This window comes from Rhodococcus aerolatus (assembly GCF_054783215.1).
Map to the genome: position 1 here is coordinate 199,068 of NZ_BAAGQZ010000044.1, position 16,211 is coordinate 215,278.

The following is a 16,211-nucleotide window of genomic DNA, read 5'->3' on the forward strand; positions in this document are numbered from 1 at the left end:
ATCCTGCCCCCCGTCCCCCCGTCCCCCCGCGGCCCACGGATCCGGGCCGGCGACGTCGCGACACGTGGGCGCAACGCAGGGGTGGTTGGGTGCCGGGGGTGAGCACCACCGAGGAGTCCAGGCCGGCCGGGTGGTCCGCCGTGCTGCGCAGCGCGGACGTCGGCACCACCCCCGTCCCGCTGCGGGCGCACGGCGCCGACTGGGTCGCGGTCCGGCTGGCCCCCGGGGCCCCGGTCAGCGTCCTGGCCGCCCGCTGCCCGCACCGGCTGGTGCCGCTCGCCGGGGCCGCGGTGGTCGACGGCCGCGTGCAGTGCCCGTACCACGGCTGGCAGTTCGACGGGTCCGGCGCGTGCGTGACGGTGCCGTCGCACCCGGGGTCGACCCCGCCGCCCCGGGCGTCGCTCGCCACCCCGCCCGCCGTCCGCGAGACCGACGGCACGGTGTGGGTCGCCGCGCCCGAACCGGTCCCCGGTGCGCCGACGCGGGCAGAGCACAGCGGCGGTCGCGACGTGCTCGGCAACGACCACCCCGCCCTCGCCCACGCCTGGCACCCGGTGGGCCTGCTCGACGACCTCCCCACCGACGGGTCCGCCCGGCCGCTGCGCCTGCTCGGCCGCACCTGGACCCTCCGCCGGGCCGGCGACGGGCGGCCGGAGGTCGACGAGCCCGCCCACGGCGTCGAGGTCCGCCACGGCATGGTGTGGCTCGCCCCCGCCGAGCCGCGCGACGTGCCGCTGGTGGTGCCCGAGGCCGACGACCCCCGCTTCGTCGCCGCCTGGCTGCCGCCGTCGACCACGTCGGCCCCCGCGGGCCTGCTGGCCGACAACTTCCTCGACGCCGCGCACTTCCCGTTCGTCCACGCCGCGACCATCGGGGCCGAGGCGCCGGAGGAGGTCGAGCCCGTCGACCACGTCGTCGAGCCGGGCGGGTTCACCAGCGTGGCCGAGCAGCTGTTCGCCAACCCCGAGGACCCGGGGGTGCTCGCCGGGGTGCGGCCGCTGCAGCAGCGGCGCCGCGCGACCTACGTCTACCGCGCCCCGTTCCAGCTGCTGCTGCGGCTCGAGGAGCTCGACGCCGGGGCGGTCAAGACGATCCTGTTCGTCCTCACCCCCGCCGACGCGGACCGCACCGTCGTGCACACCTGCATGCTGCTGCACGGCATCGGCGGCCGGGAGCGCCCCGACGCCGCGACCGTGGCGGCCGAGGTCGCGTTCGAGGAGCGCGTGCTGGCCGAGGACCTGGCGCTGCAGGACCGGATGGACTCCCCCGGCCTGCCGCTGGTGCTGCGCGACGAGGTCCACGTGCGGGCGGACCGGCTCGGCGTGGCCCTGCGCCGTGCGCTGCGCGCCTTCACCGAGCGGGCCGCCACCCCCTGAGCGGGCGCCCGACCCGCCCGGTCAGTAGCCGAAGACGTGGAACGTGGCGGCGAAGCGCAGGAAGACCCCCTGCAGCAGGGCGAGGAAGCTCGGCGCGGCCGCCACGTCGACAGCCAGGGTCGCCGACGACGGGGCCACGGCGGCGTCACCGCTGTAGCGGGCGGTCACCTGGTGCGTCCCGGCCGTCGCGAAGGTGGTCACGCAGGCGGCCCGGCCGCCGGCCACGGGCACCGCGGCGCAGCCGGGCAGCGCCGCCCCGCCGTCGGTGAACGTGACCGTGCCGGTGGCCGAGGCGGGCGTCACCGTCGCGGTCAGCCCCACCCCGGCGACCCCCACCCCGGCGTTGCCGGTGGTGCTCAGGGCGACCGACGAGGCCGTGGGCGTCGTCGCGGACCCGGCGCAGGCGGTGATGGCCCGGCAGACGTCGAGCCGGCCGCCGGTGACGGTGCGCCCCACCAGGGACGGGACCCGGTCGACCGCACCCAGCAGCCGCGCCTTGAGCTGGGCCACGCTCAGGCCCGGCTCGGCGGAGAGCACCAGGGCGGCCGCCCCGGCGACCTGCGGCGTGGCCATGGAGGTGCCGCTGAGGTAGCCGTAGGCCCCCCCCGGCAGCGTCGAGAGCACGGTGCGCCCCGGCGCCCCCAGGTCGACGGAGGTGGCGCCGTAGTCGCTGAACGAGGCCAGCTGGTCGCGGTTGTCGGTGGCCGCCACGGAGACGACGCCGGGCAGGTCGTAGGCGGCCGGGTAGCTGGGGTTGGCGTCGGCGTCCTGCCCGACACCGTTGACCCCGTTCCCGGCGGCGGCGACGAACAGGATGCCGTAGCCGGTGGCGCGGGCGATCTCGGCGCGCAGCGACGTCGACGCGTCCGGCCCGCCCCACGAGGCGTTGATGACACGGACGTCCTGGCCGGCGATCTTGGCCTGCACGGCGAACTCGATGGCCTTGATGGCGTCGGCGGTGGACCCGTTGCCGTTCGCGTCGAGGAACTTCAGGCCCATGATCGAGGCCTGCTGCTCGACGCCGCTGACCCCGCGGCCGTTGCCGCCGACCGCGCCGATCGTGCCGGAGACGTGGGTGCCGTGGCCCTCGTCGTCGGCCGGGTCGCAGGTCCCGGTGATGACGTTGACGCCGTGGGTGCCCCGGGCGCACCCCCCGATGCCGCCGGGGTTGGACCACGTGTTGGCGGCCAGGTCGGGGTGGGCGTAGTCGATGCCGCTGTCGGTGACCGCCACGACGATCGAGCGCGAGCCGGTGGTCGTGTCCCAGGCGCGGGTGGCGGCGATGTCGGCCCCGGGCGTGCCGGTCTGCCCCCCGACGGGCTGCCCGGTGTTCTGCAGCGCGTAGAGCTGGCCGAAGGACGGGTCGTCAGGGACGGCGGTCGACCGCACGACGTAGTTAGGCTCGACCGACGCCACCTCGGGGGCCGCGTCGAGGGTGGCGATCGCGGCCGGGGCGGCGGCGGGGTCGACGGCCAGGACGGTGGTGCCCGCCCCGACGGTGCCGGTGTCCGCGGCACCCGCGGCCTGCTCGACGGCCGTCTTGGTGCCCTCGCTGGTGCCGGGGGCGTAGGTGACCAGCAGGCTGCCGGGCACCACGTCGCCTTTGGCCGGGGGGGTGGCGGGCGCTGCGGGGTCAGGTGCTACGGGGTCGGGTGCAGCGGGGGCGGCGCCGGCGAGCGGGGCGGCGGCGGCGCCCAGGCCCACGGCCAGCAGGAGGGCCCCGGTGAGGGCGGTGGCGCGGGTGGTGGTGGCTCGGCGCACGGGGCGCACCTCCTGGCTGCTGGGCTCCGGACTGGTGGGGCGCGGTCCCGGACCCCCGGTGCCGACCGCTGGGATCGTCGCACCTCGACGCATGTCCCGCTACGCACGAGAGCAACCCGGTGACCCTGCGTGGTGGAACCGGACAGACCGCCCTCGAGGTCAGCCGGGCCCGAGCAGCGTGTCGGTGTCGATGACGACCTGGCCGTCGACGGTGGCCATGCCGAGGCGGTGCCGCTCGACGATGGTGGTGCCGCCGCGCTGGAACGCCTCCACGGTCGTCACGGTCGAGCCGTCCGCGCCGGCGGTCGCGCTGCGCAGCTCGAACCCGCTCAGGCCCGACCAGAACGCGTCGTAGGCGGGGAACCCCTGGGCGGCCAGGGTCGGCCCCAGCCGGGAGTAGGCCTGCTCGGTGCCGCCGGGCAGCAGCGCAAAGTAGTCGCGCACCGCCTGCTCGGCCCGGGCGCCGGCCGCGAGCGACGGGGTCGTCGGCGGGGGTGTCGTCGGCGGGGGTGTCGTCGGCGGGGGTGTCGTCGCCGGGGGTGTTGTCGTGGTCGTCGGGGGCGGCGTGGTGGTGGACGTCGGCACCGTCGTCGTGGTGCGGGGGGTGGTCGTGCTCGGGGGCGCGGTCGTGGGCGCCGGTGCGCGCGTGGTGATCGGCGCGGGGTCCGCGACCGGGGCCGTCGGGGTGTCGCGGCCGGTGAGCAGCAGCGCCGCGCCGAGCAGAAGGGCGGTGAGCACCCCGGCCGCCGCCAGCACCCGGCCCGCGCGACCCCGGTCGCGCCCCGCCACAGCCGGGGAGGTCGCGGCCGCGTCGTCGGTGTCCGCGCCGGCCGCGACCCGGGCGAGCGCGTCGCGCACCTCCGCCATGCCGGGGCGACGGGCCGGGTCGCGGTCGAGCACCGCCAGCAGCACCGGGGTCAGCGGGCCGCTGCGCCGCGGCGGGTCGATCCGCCCCGCGGCCACCCGGTGCAGCAGCGCCACGGCACCCTGGTCGGCACCGAAGGGTGGTTGGCCCTCCACGGCGGTGTAGAGCGTCGCCCCGAGGGAGAACACGTCGCTGGCGCCGGTGGCCTCGTCGCCCCGCGCGACCTCCGGGGCGACGTAGGCGGGGGTGCCGGTGATCCGACCGAGGTCGGTGACGGTGACCGTGAGGTCGCCCCGGGCGCTGGAGATGCCGAAGTCGGTGATCTTGACCGGTCCCAGCGGGCCGGCGCCGTCCCCGGTGTCGGCGATGAGGACGTTGCCGGGCTTGACGTCGCGGTGCACGATCCCGACCGCGTGGGCGGCGGCCAGCGCGTCCGCCAGCTGCGCGCCGACCCGGGCCGCGACCCGGGGGTCCAGCGGGCCGTCCGCCAGCAGCACCGCGGCCAGGCTGCGGGAGGGCACGTGCTCCATGACCAGCCAGGGGCTGCCGTCGCCGTGGCGGCCCTGGCGCACCCCGTCCCCGTCGTCGATGACCACGTCGTACATCGCGACGGCGTGCGGGTGGCTGAGCCGGGCGGCGATGCGGCCCTCGCGCAGGGTGTTCTCCCGCTGCTCGGCGGTCGCGGCCGGGTCCAGCAGGGGCGAGCCGTGCACCTGCTTGACGGCCACGTCCCGGTCGAGCACCTGGTCGCGCGCCCGCCACACCGCGCCCATGCCGCCGGTGGAGATGCGCTCGAGCAGCCGGTAGCGCCCGCCGACGACGTACCCGGGTGTGACCACGTCCCACCTCACCCCCGGTCCTGCCTGCGTCGACCCTGCGTCCCGACCCTGGGTACCAGCCTGCCCGCTCCGGCACCGAATCGTGTGACCTACCTGGCCGGAGGGTCGCGTGGCAGGCTGGGCGGGGTGAGGGAGCTGGCCCGCGGGGAGAACTGCCCGGCGCCGTCGTCGGTGGTGACGGTGTCGGTCACGTGCGCCTCGGCGGTCGACGTCTCCGCCCTGCTGCTGGGCCCCGACCGGCGCGTCCGCAGCGACGACGACCTCGTCTTCTACAACCACCCGGCCGGCCCGGGCGTCGACTTCCTCGCCCGCGGACCCGCCGGGGTCAGCGCGGTCCGGGTGGACACCGAGCGCATCCCCACCGACGTCGGCACCGTGCTCGTCGCCGCGAGCCTGGACGGCTCGGGGCCGGCGACGTTCGCCGGGGCGGGGTTCCTGCGCGTCGTCGTGCACGACGCCACCGGCGCCGAGGCGGTGGGCTTCGACGTCACCGGCCTGGGCACCGAGGCCGCCGTGCTCGGGGTCGAGGTCTACCGCAGGCAGGGGGCGTGGAAGGTGCGCGCCGTCGGCCAGGGGTACGACTCCGGCCTGGCCGGGGTGGTCTCCGACCACGGCATCGCCGTCGACGACGAGCCGGCCGCCGCGGCCCCGGCGCCACCGCCCGCCGCACCCCCGCCTGCCGCACCACCGCCCGCTGCCCCGGCTCCGCCGGTTCCCCAACCGCCCCCGTCCGCCGCCGTCGCCCCTCGACCACCCGCCGTGCCCGCCAGCCAGGGAGGCCCCCCGATGCAGAGCAACCTCTTCTCCCCCGAGCACGCCGAGGTGAGCGGCCCGGGCATCCAGCTGCAGGGCAGCAAGATGTGCAAGGTCGGGATGAACGGCGAGGTCATGGCCCGCGCGGGCTCGATGGTCGCCTACCAGGGGCAGATGCAGTTCAAGGCCCTCGGCGCGGGCGGCATCGGCAACGCCATCAAGCAGAAGCTCTCCGGCGAGGGCGTCCCGCTGATGAGCGTCTCCGGCCAGGGCGACCTGTTCCTGGCCAACAACAACTCCGACGTCCACCTCATCGACCTCGACGGGTCCGACGGGCTGACCATCAACGGCGCCAACGTGCTCGCGTTCGACACCAGCCTGCAGTACAGCATCCAGCGCGTGCAGGGCGCCGCCATGGCGGGCGGGGCCGGGCTGTTTAACTGCGTGTTCACCGGCCGCGGCCGCATCGCGGTGACGACCAAGGGCACGCCCGTGGTGCTCACCGTGGACCAGCCGACGTTCGCCGACCCGCAGGCCGCGGTCTGCTGGTCGGCGAGCCTGCAGACCGGGGTGCAGCGCAACGACCAGCTCAACCTGGGCACGCTCATCGGCCGCAGCACGGGCGAGCGGTTCACCCTGAGCTTCTCCGGGCGCGGCTTCGTCGTCGTGCAGCCGTCCGAGGAGCCCCCGGGCGGGATGATCGGCGGCACCGGCGGTGGACAGCAGGCCGGGGTCGGCGGCGCGCTGGGCGGTCTGCTCGGCCGCTGACCGGGACCGGCCCGCTCCGGGGGCGCCATCCCTTCCCGAGCCCGCCGGCCCCCGGCTACCGTCGTCGCGTGACGGGGGCACGCTCGGTGGCGGCTCGGCTGCTGCGCGCGCTCGGCGGGGTGCGCGCGGTGGCGGCCCTCCCCGTGCCCGGGCGCGCCGCCGCGCCGGGACCTGCCGTCCCGCCCGCCGCGCCGGACGAGGTCGTCGCCCTGCGGGTGCTGCACGGGGTGACCCAGCGGGTGCACGCGAGCCTCGACCTGTCCGACACCCTCGACGCCGTCGCCCGGGGCGTGCTCGAGGCCACCTGCTTCGGCGTGGTCGTGATCAACCTGCGGCGGGAGACCGGTGACTTCGAGGTCGTCTCCGTCGAGGGGCACCCCGGTGCGCGGGAGGAGCTGCTGGGGATGGTCGAGCCCGAGGAACAGTGGTCGCGCGTGCTGCAGCGCGCCGAGCACTGGGGGGCGCTGCGGTTCCTCGACCACACGCTGGCGGGGGTCGACGGCGACACCATGCTCTCCTGGGTCCCCGACGCGCCCGCGGTCGACCAGGACGGCGCCTGGCACCCGATGGACGCGTTGTTCGCCCCGCTGACCACGTCCACCGGGGTGCTGGTGGGCGCGCTCAGCGTCGACCTTCCGGAGGGTGGGCGCCGTCCCACGTGGGCCCAGTGCGAGGTGCTCGAGCTGTTCGCCGAGCACGCCACCCTCGCCATCGAGCACGCCCGGATGACGGCCGCGCTGCAGGCCAGCCGGGACGACATGGCGCACGCGGCGCACCACGACCCGCTGACCGGGCTGGCCAACCGGGCCCTGCTCATGGAGCGCGGCGCGGAGGTGGTGGCCCAGGGTGGCGGGCTCGGGGTGCTGGTGCTCGACCTCGACGGGTTCAAGGCCGTCAACGACACCGCCGGGCACCTGGCGGGCGACGAGGTGCTGCGGGTGCTGGCGGCCCGCATGCGGTCCTGCGTGCGCGGCTCGGACCTGGTGGCGCGGGCGGGCGGGGACGAGTTCGTCGTCGTCGTGCCGCTGCACGGTGGGGCGGGCGCGGAGGTGACCGACGACCTGGCGGAGCGGATGCGCCGGGCGTGCGCCGAGCCGGTGGTGGGCCGGCTCGGCCGCCACCAGGTGGGGGTCAGCGTGGGGGTGGCGCTCTCCGCGTACCCCACGTCGTTCGAGGACGTCCTCGCCGTGGCGGACGCGGAGATGTTCGCCGAGAAGCGGGCCGCGCGCCGCGCCCAGGCGTGACGGCGGCTCCCCGCCGGAGCGGTCGGGCCGGTGCTGTCGAGGACGGGCCGCCCCGTTCGTCTCGGAGGTGGAGCGCCCCGGACCCGCCGGGACGCCGGCAGACCAGGAGGTCACCATGTCCCAGTACCTGCTCAGCGTCGTCACGCCGACCGACGGCACGCCCCCGTCGCCCGCCGAGCTCGACGAGATCATGACCCGGGTCGCCGCGCTGCAGGCCGACCAGCGGGCCGCCGGGGTGTGGGTGTTCTCCGGCGGCCTCGACGCGCCGGCCACCGCGACGACGGTGCGGCCCGGCGGGGGCGCGGGTGACGACGAGGTGCTCCTCGTCGACGGGCCGTTCGCCGAGGGCAAGGAGTACCTCGGCGGGGTCACGGTGCTCGACGTCGCGGACCTCGACGCGGCGCTGGAGTGGGGGCGTCGGTCCGTGGCCGCGATCGGTCTGCCCGTCGAGGTGCGGCCGTTCGTCGGGTCGTGACGGGTCCGGCGGCGGGCAGCGTCGAGGCGGTGTTCCGGGAGCAGCACGGCCGTGCGGTGGCCGTGCTGACCCGGGCCCTCGGTGACCTCGACCTCGCCGAGGACGCCGTGGCCGAGGCGTTCACCGCCGCCGTGGCCACCTGGCCGCTGCGCGGGGTGCCGCCCAGCCCGGCCGGCTGGATCATCACCACCGCCCGGCACCGGGCGATCGACCGGCTGCGCCGCGAGGCGGTGGGCCGCGAGAAGCTGGCCGCGCTGACCCGGCTGCAGGCCGAGCCGGAGGCCCCGGAGGTGGGGGCCGTGCGCGACGACCAGCTGCGGCTGCTGTTCACCTGCTGCCACCCCGCGCTGGCCCCCGCCACCCGGGTGGCGCTGACGCTGCGGCTGGTGGCCGGGCTGAGCACGGCCGAGATCGCCCGCGCCTTCCTCGTCCCCGAGCCGACCGTGGCCCAGCGCATCTCCCGCGGCAAGGCGAAGATCCGGGGTGCCCGCATCCCCTTCCGCGTGCCGTCCGAGTCGGACCTGCCTGCCCGGCTGCGCTCGGTGCTGGCCGTGGTGTACCTGGTGCTCGCCGAGGGCCACACCGCGACCGGCGGACCCGAGCTGGCGCGGGCCGACCTCAGCGCGGAGGCGGTGCGGCTGGCCCGGGGGCTGCGGGAGCTGCTGCCCGACGAGCCAGAGGTGGCGGGCCTGCTCGCCCTGGCGCTGCTCACCGAGTCCCGCCGTCCGGCACGGGTGGTGGCCGGGCGCGGGGTGGCGCTGGCGGAGCAGGACCGGTCGCGGTGGCGCACCGAGCTGGTGGCCGAGGGCCAGGACCTGGTGCGCGAGTGCCTGCGCCGCGGCAGCCCGGGGCCCTACCAGGTGCAGGCGGCGATCGCGGCGGTGCACTCCGACGCCGCGTCGTCCGCCGGGACCGACTGGGCGCAGGTGGTCGCGCTCTACGACCAGCTGCTGGCCCTGACCCCCACTCCGGTGGTGGCCCTGAACCGGGCGGTCGCCGTCGCCGAGCGGGACGGTCCCGCCGCGGCGCTGGCCCTGGTCGACGAGCTCGAGCTGGACCGCTCCCCGGTGCTGCACGCGGTGCGGGCGGACCTGCTGCGCCGGCTGGGCCGGGACGGGGAGGCCCGGGACGAATACACGGCCGCTGCCGACCGGACCGGCAACGAGGTCGAGCGGGCGTGGTTGCTGGCCCGGCGGGCGGGTCTGGACGGGCGTTGACGCCTCCCGTTCCGGCTCGACACACTGCCCGGCATGGACGACCTGCCCACCGTCAGGCGCGCCGAGGCCGGGCTGCCCGGCACCCTCGAGCTCGGGGCGTTCTCGGTGTCCCTGCCCGTGGCGGACCTCGCCGCGTCCCGCGCCTTCTACGAGGCGATCGGGTTCGTCGTCACCGGTGGGGAGGCCGACGAGGGCTGGCTGGTGCTCACGAACGGCGCCGCCCGCATCGGGTTGTTCCAGGGGATGTTCGACCGCCCCATGCTGACCTTCACCCCGGGGCTCACCGGGCGCCGCGAGCGCCTCGAGGAGTTCACCGACGTCCGCGAGGTGCAGGCCCGGGTGCGCGCGGCCGGCGTCGAGGTGGCGGACCCGGTGGACGAGACGAGCACCGGGCCGGCGTCGATCATGCTGACCGACCCCGACGGCCACCCGGTGCTCATCGACCAGTTCTTCTAGGCCGGTCCCGACCCGAGACCGGCGCGGCTCAGACCAGCAGCTGGGACGCGGCGAGCTCGGCGTACAGCGACGACGACGCCAGCAGCTCGGTGTGCGTGCCCGCCCCGACCACCCGGCCGTCCTCGAGGACCACGATCTGGTCGGAGTCGACCACCGTGGAGAGCCGGTGGGCGACGATGAGCAGGGTCCGGCCGTCGGAGGCGGCGGTGTCGATGGCGTCGCGCAGCGACTGCTCGTTGCGGGCGTCGAGGCTGGCGGTGGGCTCGTCGAGCAGCATCAGCGCCGGGCGGGCCAGCAGCGTGCGGGCGATCGCGAGCCGCTGGCGCTCCCCGCCGGAGAGCAGCACCCCCTCCTCGCCGACCGGTGCCTCGAGCCCCAGCGGGGAGCGGCGCGACACCGAGCCGAGGTTGACGGCCTCGAGCACGGCCTGCTGCTCGGCCTCGGTGGCGTGCGGCGCGGCCAGCACGAGGTTCTCCCGCAGCGTGCCGGCGAGGACCGGCGAGTCCTGCTCGACGTAGCCGAGCCCGGCGCGCAGCGCGTCGCGGGCCACCTCGCGGACGTCCACACCGTCGACCAGCACCGCCCCGCCGGTGACGTCGTAGAACCGCTCGACCAGCGAGAGCACGGTGGACTTGCCCGCCCCCGAGGGCCCGACCAGCGCGACCCGCGCCCCCCGCGGCACCCGCAGGCTGACGTCGTGCAGCACCTGGGTGCCGTCGGCGTGGGTGAAGTCGACGTGGCGCAGCTCCAGGGCCGGCGCGCCGGCCGGCGCGGTGGCCCCGGTGACGACGTCGTGGTCGGTCTCCGACGGCAGGGTGCGCAGCTCCTCGATGCGGGCCAGGGCGCCGAGGCCGGTCTGCAGCTGCGTCCAGCTCTGCGCGAGGCGGGCCAGCGGGAAGATGAGCAGGAACAGGTAGAGCACGAACGCGACGAGCTCCCCGACGGTGATGACCCCGGACGCGACGCGCGCGCCGCCGATGCCGAGCACGGCCAGGAACGAGCCCTGGGTCGCGATGGTGGTCGCCGGCTGCACCAGCGCCTGCACCTTCGCGGTGGAGACGCCGACGGTGTAGGCCTCGCGGGCCGCGACGTTCACCCCCTCGGCCTCGTGGTCGGTGGCCCCGCTGGCGCGGATGGTGCGCACGGCGGACAGGGAGCGCTCCACCGCCGAGGTCATCTCCCCCACCCGCACCTGGGTGAGCTTGGACAGGTACCGGATGCGCTTGGACGCGACGACGATGGTGACGAACCCGAGCACCACGGCGGTCATGGTCACCGCGAGCAGCACCACGTCGGTGACGGCCATGAGCACCACCGCACCGATGACGACGAGGACGTTCGCGACCGCGTCGACGAGGCCGGAGGTGATGACGGCGCGCAGCAGCGTGGTGTCGGTGCCGATGCGCGACATGAGGTCACCCGTGCGGCGCTGGTCGTACTCGATGACGGGCAGGGCCAGCAGCCGCTGGGCGAGGGTGCGCCGGGTGGAGAGGACGACGCCCTCGGCGGTGCGGGCGAGCAGGAACGACTGCACCGCGCTGAGTGCGGCGCCGACGACGAGGACGGCGGCGAGCAGCCCCGCGAGGCCGCCGGCGGGGCTGCTCTGCTGCACCGCGGCGATGACCCGGCTGACCAGCAGGGGCTGGGCCAGCGAGGTGCCCGCCGTGACCAGCGACAGCAGCGCGACGACGACCAGCGCGGTGCGGTGCTCGCGCAGGTAGGGCAGCAGCTGGCGCAGGCCGGCGTCGCGGGGGGTGCTGGGTGCGGTCACGCGGTCAAGTCTGCGGTGGGGACGACGGGGCCGCGCGGCGCGCCCGTCGGACCCCGTGCCCAGGGCGTCGCCAGGGGTCCGACAGGTCTCAGACCGGCGCGGAGAGCACCACCCGCACCCCGGTCAGCGCGTACCCACCCCGGTCGAAGGCCGCGGCCATCGGCGCGTTCGTGGTGTCGGTGGTCCCCGTGATGCGCTCGGCGCCCTGGCTCGCGTGCTGCCGGGTGATCTCGGCGAGCAGCTCGTCGACGTGACCCCGACCGCGGCGCTCCGGCACCACGCCGAGGTAGCTGACGCTGGCGTCGTAGGCGCTGCGGGACGGGACGACGAGCCCGACGAGCGCGCCGTCGGCGTCCCGCGCCAGCCGCCATCAGCTCCGCCTCCCCGGCAGGCCGGCGTAGAAGGCGAGGTCGTCGCGTGCCTGCGCCTCGGGCCCCAGCACGGCCACGGTGCGCACGGTCAGGTCGTCCAGGCTGCCCACCGCCACCTGCGCCAGCACGTCGAGCACCACGTCGTCGTCGGGCTCCGGGGTGAAGGTCAGCCGGGACGACGGTGCGGGCACACCCCGGTCCGCGGTCCAGGTGAACGAGAGCCGCTCGAGGCGGTGGCTCAGGCCCGCCCGCCGCGCCGCCGCCTCCCGCCACGCCAGTGCTGCGACGGCCGCGGGGTCGTCCCGCCACCCGGGCGCGACGTCGACCTCGAGGTCCGGGGTGCACCCGAGCGCCTCGTGCCCCGCCCGCAGCAGCGCCGCGGCCACCTCGACCCGGTCGCCGTCGACCCGCAGGCAGTCCAGCGCGGACGGTGACGTCGCCCCGGGCCGGCCCCACCACACCGCCCGACCCACCACGGCGTCCCCGTCGACGGCGAGCCACGTCCACGCCGGCCGGTACGAGCCGGTGTCCAGCTCGCGCCGGTACCGGTCGGCGTCCACCCCGCCGACGGGCTCGCGGCCGGCGACGCCGAGCACGGCGTCGAGGTCGGCGGGGGAGGACGCACGCACGACGGTCATCCCCGCAGCCTGTCGGTCGCCGCGCGCGACGGCCACCCCGTCACCGGGGCGAGCCGACGAGGGGACTTGAACCCCTAACCGCCCGATTACAAGTCGGGTGCGCTACCAGTTGCGCCACGTCGGCCTGCGCCGGGCTCGGCCCGCCGCACCCGGGAGCCTAGAGCGATACCGTCGCCGCCATGAGCACCTCGGAGATCGCCACCGTCCTGGCCTGGCACGACGCCCTCAACGACCGCGACGTGGACACGCTGCTCGACCTCTGCACCGACGACGTCGACCTCGGCGGGGCGGACGCCTCGCTGCAGGGCAAGACCGCGGTGCGACGCTGGGCCGAGGGCCTCGGCGCCACGCTCACCGTCGGCCGCACCTACTACCGTGACGGCATCGTCGTGGCCGAGGCGGAGCTGGCCACGCCCTCCGAGCCGGCCACCACCACGGTGGCCACGGCGTTCCGGGTGGTCCACGACCGGGTCGCCACGATCTTCCGCCACGACAGCCTCGCCGAGGCCCTCGAGCAGACCGCCATGACCGAGTCCGACGAGTGGACCGGCTAGCCGGGGATGAGGCCGCTGCGGTACTCCATCAACGTCACCCTCGACGGCTGCTGCCACCACGAGGCGGGCCTCCCGCCGGACGAGGAGTCGATGCGCTACTGGGGCGAGGAGATGGCGCGCGCCGACGCCCTGCTCCTGGGCCGGGTGACCTACGAGATGATGGAGCAGGCGTGGCGCCGCCCGGCGTCGGGCACCTGGCCCGGCTGGATGGACGAGTGGGAGGTCCCGTTCGCCGAGGCCATCGACCGGGCGCCGAAGCACGTCGTGTCCGGCACGCTCACCACCGTCGACTGGAACGCCGAGCTGGTGCGGGGCGACCTCGGCGAGGCGGTCCGACGGCTGAAGCAGGAGCCCGGCGACGGGTTGTGGGTGGGCGGGGTGACGCTGCCCCGGGCGCTGGCGGACCTGGACCTGATCGACGAGTACGAGCTCGTCGTGCAGCCGGTTCTGGCCGGGCACGGGCCGCGGCTGCTGGACGGTCTGCGCGAGCGCGTAGCCCTCGAGCTCGTCGACCGGCGGACGTTCGCCTCGGGCGCGACCGCCCTGCGCTTCCGCCCCGTCCGCCCCGCGTGACCGCACCGAGGATCACCACTGGAGCGCCAATGGCGTTCATCCCGCGTTGATGACGACCACCGGCACTCCAGTGGCGGGGGCTACCGGGAGGTGAGCACGTCCAGGCCGTCGCCCTTGAGGCCGTCGAGCACGACGCCCTTCCGCCCCGTCATGGCCATGACCAGCAGGATGAGCGGCCCGACGACCTCCTCGGACCCCGTGCCGTGCGACCAGTCCGCGTCCGTCGCCCGCAGCGCCAGGCCGTCGATGCGCTTCCTGGCCCCCGTCAGCGCGTTCGAGCCGGCGTAGAAGTCGGCCACCCGCACCACGTCGGCCACCGCGTACTCGTGCGCCATGCCCAGCGGCAGCCGGATGTCGGTGCCGTGCACGATGATCTCGCCCAGCCACGCGTCGACCGGCCCCGGAGGCGCGTCCTGCGAGACGGCCAGGTCCTTCAGCTCGCCGAGCAGCTCGCTGTGGTGCCGCGCGCCCTCCCTGCGGGCCGCCTTGTCGGAGAACCGGGAGAACTTGCCGAACGCGGTCGCCATGCCCACCGCGAACTTCGGGGGCGTCAGCTTCGCGGTGGCCACCACGTGCCCGAGCACCACCCGGTTGCTCCAGCCCGCGCACAGCGACTCGTGGTCCCACTTCGACCCGTGCACGTCGGCCAGGTCCTCGGCCAGCGCCAGGCGCTCGTAGGCGATGCTCGGCCAGGGACTCGTCGGCGCCACGGGACAGCCTTCCTCACGGGCACCGGCCCGGGACCCCGGCGGCCCCGGCGCAGGTGCGGCCCCATGGGTACCCCGCGCGGTGACCGGGCACAAGACGAGCCGCCGCCGTCACGTGCGTCACCCTCGTGGCACGGTCCTGGACACACCTGGATCATGGGTCGCGGCCCTCGAGCCACCACAGACACCGGGTGCGCGCAACTCGAGCGCGCGCCGCGAGCGAAGGAGTGAGAGCCGATGACGGACCGCAGTCCCAGCCGGGGCAGCGTCGAGCAGTGGGCGGCCGCCGCCCGCCGCGCGCGACCCCGCGGGCGCGGTCCCCAGGGTGGCCCCGCCACGCCCCCGGCCGGCGCCGCGTCCCCGTCGGGGATGATCCCCGCCGCCCCGTTCGCGGTGCGCCCCGACGAGCGGCTGGCCGACGACGCCCACGTCACCCAGGTGCTCGAGCTGGGCCTGCGCGTCGGGGAGGTGCTGCTCTCCTCGGGCACCGGCTCGAGCGACTGCATCGCCGGCATCGTGGCGGTGTGCGGGGCCTACGGCCTGCCCCACGTCGAGGTCGACGTCACCTTCACCTGCATCACCGTCAGCGCGCACCGCGGCCTGCAGCACACCCCGGTGAGCGCGATGCGCGTCGTGCGCTACCGGTCCATGGACTACACCCGCCTCGCCGAGGTCGACCGGCTGGTCCGCAGCTCGCAGCTGGGCCACCTCTCCCCCGCCGAGGCCCACGCCGAGCTCGACCGCCTCACCCGCGCCCCGCACCCCTACCCCCGTCGGGTCGCCACCCTCGCCTGGGCCACGATGGCCGCGGCCGTCTCCGTGCTGCTCGGCGGCGGCGTGCTCGTGGCGGTCGTCGCGTTCCTCACCACCGGCGCGATCGACCGGGTCGGCCGGGTCGTCAACCGCACCGGCCTGCCGTTCTTCTTCGTGCGCGTGCTGGGCGCGTTCATCGCCACGGTCCCGGCGGCGCTGCTCTACGCGGTGCAGGACCGCATCGGCGTCGACGTCGCGCCGTCGCAGATCGTCGGGGCCGGCATCATCGTGCTGCTCTCGGGGCTGTCGCTGGTCGGCTCCGTGCAGGACGCCATCACCGGCTCGCTGGTCACCGCGGCGGGCCGCTTCCTCGAGGTCGTCGTGCTGACCGCGGGCATCATCGTCGGCATCGCGCTGGCCCTGAAGCTGGCCTCCGGCCTCGGCATCGAGCTGCCCGCGCTGGGGACGGCTCCGCAGTCGTTCGCCCGGCTGCCCGTGCAGGTGGTGGCCGCCGCCGCGGCCGCCGCGGCCTTTTCCCTGGCCAGCTACGCCGAGCGCAAGGCCGTGCTCTCCGCGGCCGTCGCGGGCGGCGCCGGGTACCTGCTCTACGGCCTGGGCACCCGCTTCGGCGTCGGCATCGTGCTCTCCACCGCCGTGGCCGCCCTCGTGGTCGGCCTCGCCGGTGGCGTGATCTCCCGGCGGACCCGCATCCCGCCCCTGGTCATCGCCGTCGCCGGCATCACCCCGCTGCTCCCCGGTGGTGCGATCTACCGGGCGATGTACGCGCTGACCAGCAACGACCTGGCCACCGGCTCCGCCGAGCTGGCGGGCGCGCTGGCCACGGCGGCGGCGCTGGCCTCCGGCGTCGTCCTGGGCGAGTGGTTCGCCCTGCCCGTGCGCCAGGGCCTGAGCCGCCTGGAGCGCCGGGTCACCGGCCCGCCCCTCGCCGGACCGGCCGACGTCCGACCCGGGGGGTCCTGAGCACCTCCAGCCCGGTTCGTGTTGTCCACGACCCACCGCCACTCCTAAGGTGATCTTGCGGGCTGTGACGCCGTTCACAACGGACGGGTCGGGCCGCGCAGCACCCCGG

15 protein-coding genes and 1 tRNA gene are annotated in these 16,211 nt (G+C 76.1%); 9 read left to right on the forward strand and 7 right to left on the reverse strand.

The features are described from left to right. Positions 1-98: 98 nt before the first annotated feature. Positions 99-1,376 (forward strand): Rieske 2Fe-2S domain-containing protein, encoded by a 1,278-nt coding sequence (locus ACYVOF_RS16565; RefSeq protein ID WP_460868368.1) that lies wholly within the window; start codon positions 99-101, stop codon positions 1,374-1,376. Between the two features lie 21 nt (positions 1,377-1,397). On the opposite strand, the gene ACYVOF_RS16570 is transcribed toward ACYVOF_RS16565, so the two are convergent. Together ACYVOF_RS16570 and ACYVOF_RS16575 are read right to left on the reverse strand one after the other, a co-directional pair. Beyond that, the gene (locus ACYVOF_RS16570) at positions 1,398-3,137 is read right to left on the reverse strand and encodes a S8 family serine peptidase (RefSeq protein WP_460868371.1); all 1,740 of its coding nucleotides are present in this window, start codon (positions 3,135-3,137) and stop codon (positions 1,398-1,400) included. Between the two features lie 159 nt (positions 3,138-3,296). Then, entirely contained in the window at positions 3,297-4,841 is a 1,545-nt protein-coding gene (locus ACYVOF_RS16575) for a serine/threonine-protein kinase (RefSeq protein ID WP_460868372.1), read from the reverse strand. A 117-nt stretch (positions 4,842-4,958) separates the two neighbouring features. On the opposite strand from ACYVOF_RS16575, the gene ACYVOF_RS16580 reads away from it, so the two are divergent. The 5 genes from ACYVOF_RS16580 to ACYVOF_RS16600 all read left to right on the forward strand — a co-directional run bounded on the left by ACYVOF_RS16580 (position 4,959) and on the right by ACYVOF_RS16600 (position 9,754). Continuing rightward, positions 4,959-6,362: an AIM24 family protein gene (locus ACYVOF_RS16580; protein WP_460868501.1), complete on the forward strand. Its 1,404-nt coding sequence runs from the start codon at positions 4,959-4,961 to the stop codon at positions 6,360-6,362. 68 nt (positions 6,363-6,430) lie between these two features. Next, the gene (locus tag ACYVOF_RS16585; RefSeq protein ID WP_460868374.1) at positions 6,431-7,606 is read left to right on the forward strand and encodes a diguanylate cyclase domain-containing protein; all 1,176 of its coding nucleotides are present in this window, start codon (positions 6,431-6,433) and stop codon (positions 7,604-7,606) included. Positions 7,607-7,721: 115 nt separating this feature from the next. Beyond that, positions 7,722-8,081: a YciI family protein gene (locus ACYVOF_RS16590; RefSeq protein WP_460868376.1), complete on the forward strand. Its 360-nt coding sequence runs from the start codon at positions 7,722-7,724 to the stop codon at positions 8,079-8,081. Beyond that, positions 8,078-9,298: an RNA polymerase sigma factor gene (locus tag ACYVOF_RS16595; RefSeq protein WP_460868377.1), complete on the forward strand. Its 1,221-nt coding sequence runs from the start codon at positions 8,078-8,080 to the stop codon at positions 9,296-9,298. Before ACYVOF_RS16590 ends, ACYVOF_RS16595 begins: the two co-directional genes overlap by 4 nt. 33 nt (positions 9,299-9,331) lie before the next feature. Then, positions 9,332-9,754, forward strand: a complete 423-nt coding sequence (locus ACYVOF_RS16600) for a VOC family protein (protein WP_460868379.1) — start codon at positions 9,332-9,334, stop codon at positions 9,752-9,754. Positions 9,755-9,782: 28 nt separating this feature from the next. Here the strand turns inward: ACYVOF_RS16600 and ACYVOF_RS16605 are convergent, their stop codons facing one another. From ACYVOF_RS16605 to ACYVOF_RS16620, 4 genes are all read right to left on the reverse strand, one after another. Further along, on the reverse strand, positions 9,783-11,525 hold the full coding sequence (locus tag ACYVOF_RS16605) for an ABC transporter ATP-binding protein (RefSeq protein WP_460868381.1): 1,743 nt from the start codon (positions 11,523-11,525) through the stop codon (positions 9,783-9,785). A gap of 88 nt (positions 11,526-11,613) precedes the next feature. Continuing rightward, positions 11,614-11,889 (reverse strand): GNAT family N-acetyltransferase, encoded by a 276-nt coding sequence (locus tag ACYVOF_RS16610; protein WP_460868502.1) that lies wholly within the window; start codon positions 11,887-11,889, stop codon positions 11,614-11,616. Positions 11,890-11,895: 6 nt separating this feature from the next. Beyond that, positions 11,896-12,534 (reverse strand): hypothetical protein, encoded by a 639-nt coding sequence (locus tag ACYVOF_RS16615; protein WP_460868383.1) that lies wholly within the window; start codon positions 12,532-12,534, stop codon positions 11,896-11,898. 51 nt (positions 12,535-12,585) lie between these two features. Beyond that, a tRNA-Thr gene (locus tag ACYVOF_RS16620) sits at positions 12,586-12,658 on the reverse strand. Positions 12,659-12,713: 55 nt separating this feature from the next. On the opposite strand from ACYVOF_RS16620, the gene ACYVOF_RS16625 reads away from it, so the two are divergent. Then, entirely contained in the window at positions 12,714-13,088 is a 375-nt protein-coding gene (locus ACYVOF_RS16625) for a nuclear transport factor 2 family protein (RefSeq protein WP_460868384.1), read from the forward strand. Between the two features lie 6 nt (positions 13,089-13,094). Next, positions 13,095-13,661 (forward strand): dihydrofolate reductase family protein, encoded by a 567-nt coding sequence (locus ACYVOF_RS16630; protein ID WP_460868386.1) that lies wholly within the window; start codon positions 13,095-13,097, stop codon positions 13,659-13,661. Between the two features lie 80 nt (positions 13,662-13,741). On the opposite strand, the gene ACYVOF_RS16635 is transcribed toward ACYVOF_RS16630, so the two are convergent. Beyond that, positions 13,742-14,371 (reverse strand): maleylpyruvate isomerase family mycothiol-dependent enzyme, encoded by a 630-nt coding sequence (locus ACYVOF_RS16635; RefSeq protein ID WP_460868388.1) that lies wholly within the window; start codon positions 14,369-14,371, stop codon positions 13,742-13,744. A 234-nt stretch (positions 14,372-14,605) separates the two neighbouring features. On the opposite strand from ACYVOF_RS16635, the gene ACYVOF_RS16640 reads away from it, so the two are divergent. Continuing rightward, a complete protein-coding gene (locus tag ACYVOF_RS16640; protein WP_460868390.1) occupies positions 14,606-16,102 on the forward strand; it encodes a threonine/serine exporter family protein in 1,497 nt (498 codons plus the stop codon). Positions 16,103-16,211: the final 109 nt, after the last annotated feature.

Bases quoted from the DNA above. Each gene is read 5' to 3' on its own strand.
- ACYVOF_RS16590 (WP_460868376.1), top strand. From the start codon at position 7,722: ATGTCCCAGTACCTGCTCAGCGTCGTCACGCCGACCGACGGCACGCCC.
- ACYVOF_RS16600 (WP_460868379.1), top strand. From the start codon at position 9,332: ATGGACGACCTGCCCACCGTCAGGCGCGCCGAGGCCGGGCTGCCCGGC.
- ACYVOF_RS16615 (WP_460868383.1), bottom strand. From the start codon at position 12,534: ATGACCGTCGTGCGTGCGTCCTCCCCCGCCGACCTCGACGCCGTGCTC.
- ACYVOF_RS16625 (WP_460868384.1), top strand. From the start codon at position 12,714: ATGAGCACCTCGGAGATCGCCACCGTCCTGGCCTGGCACGACGCCCTC.
- ACYVOF_RS16630 (WP_460868386.1), top strand. From the start codon at position 13,095: ATGAGGCCGCTGCGGTACTCCATCAACGTCACCCTCGACGGCTGCTGC.
- ACYVOF_RS16640 (WP_460868390.1), top strand. From the start codon at position 14,606: ATGACGGACCGCAGTCCCAGCCGGGGCAGCGTCGAGCAGTGGGCGGCC.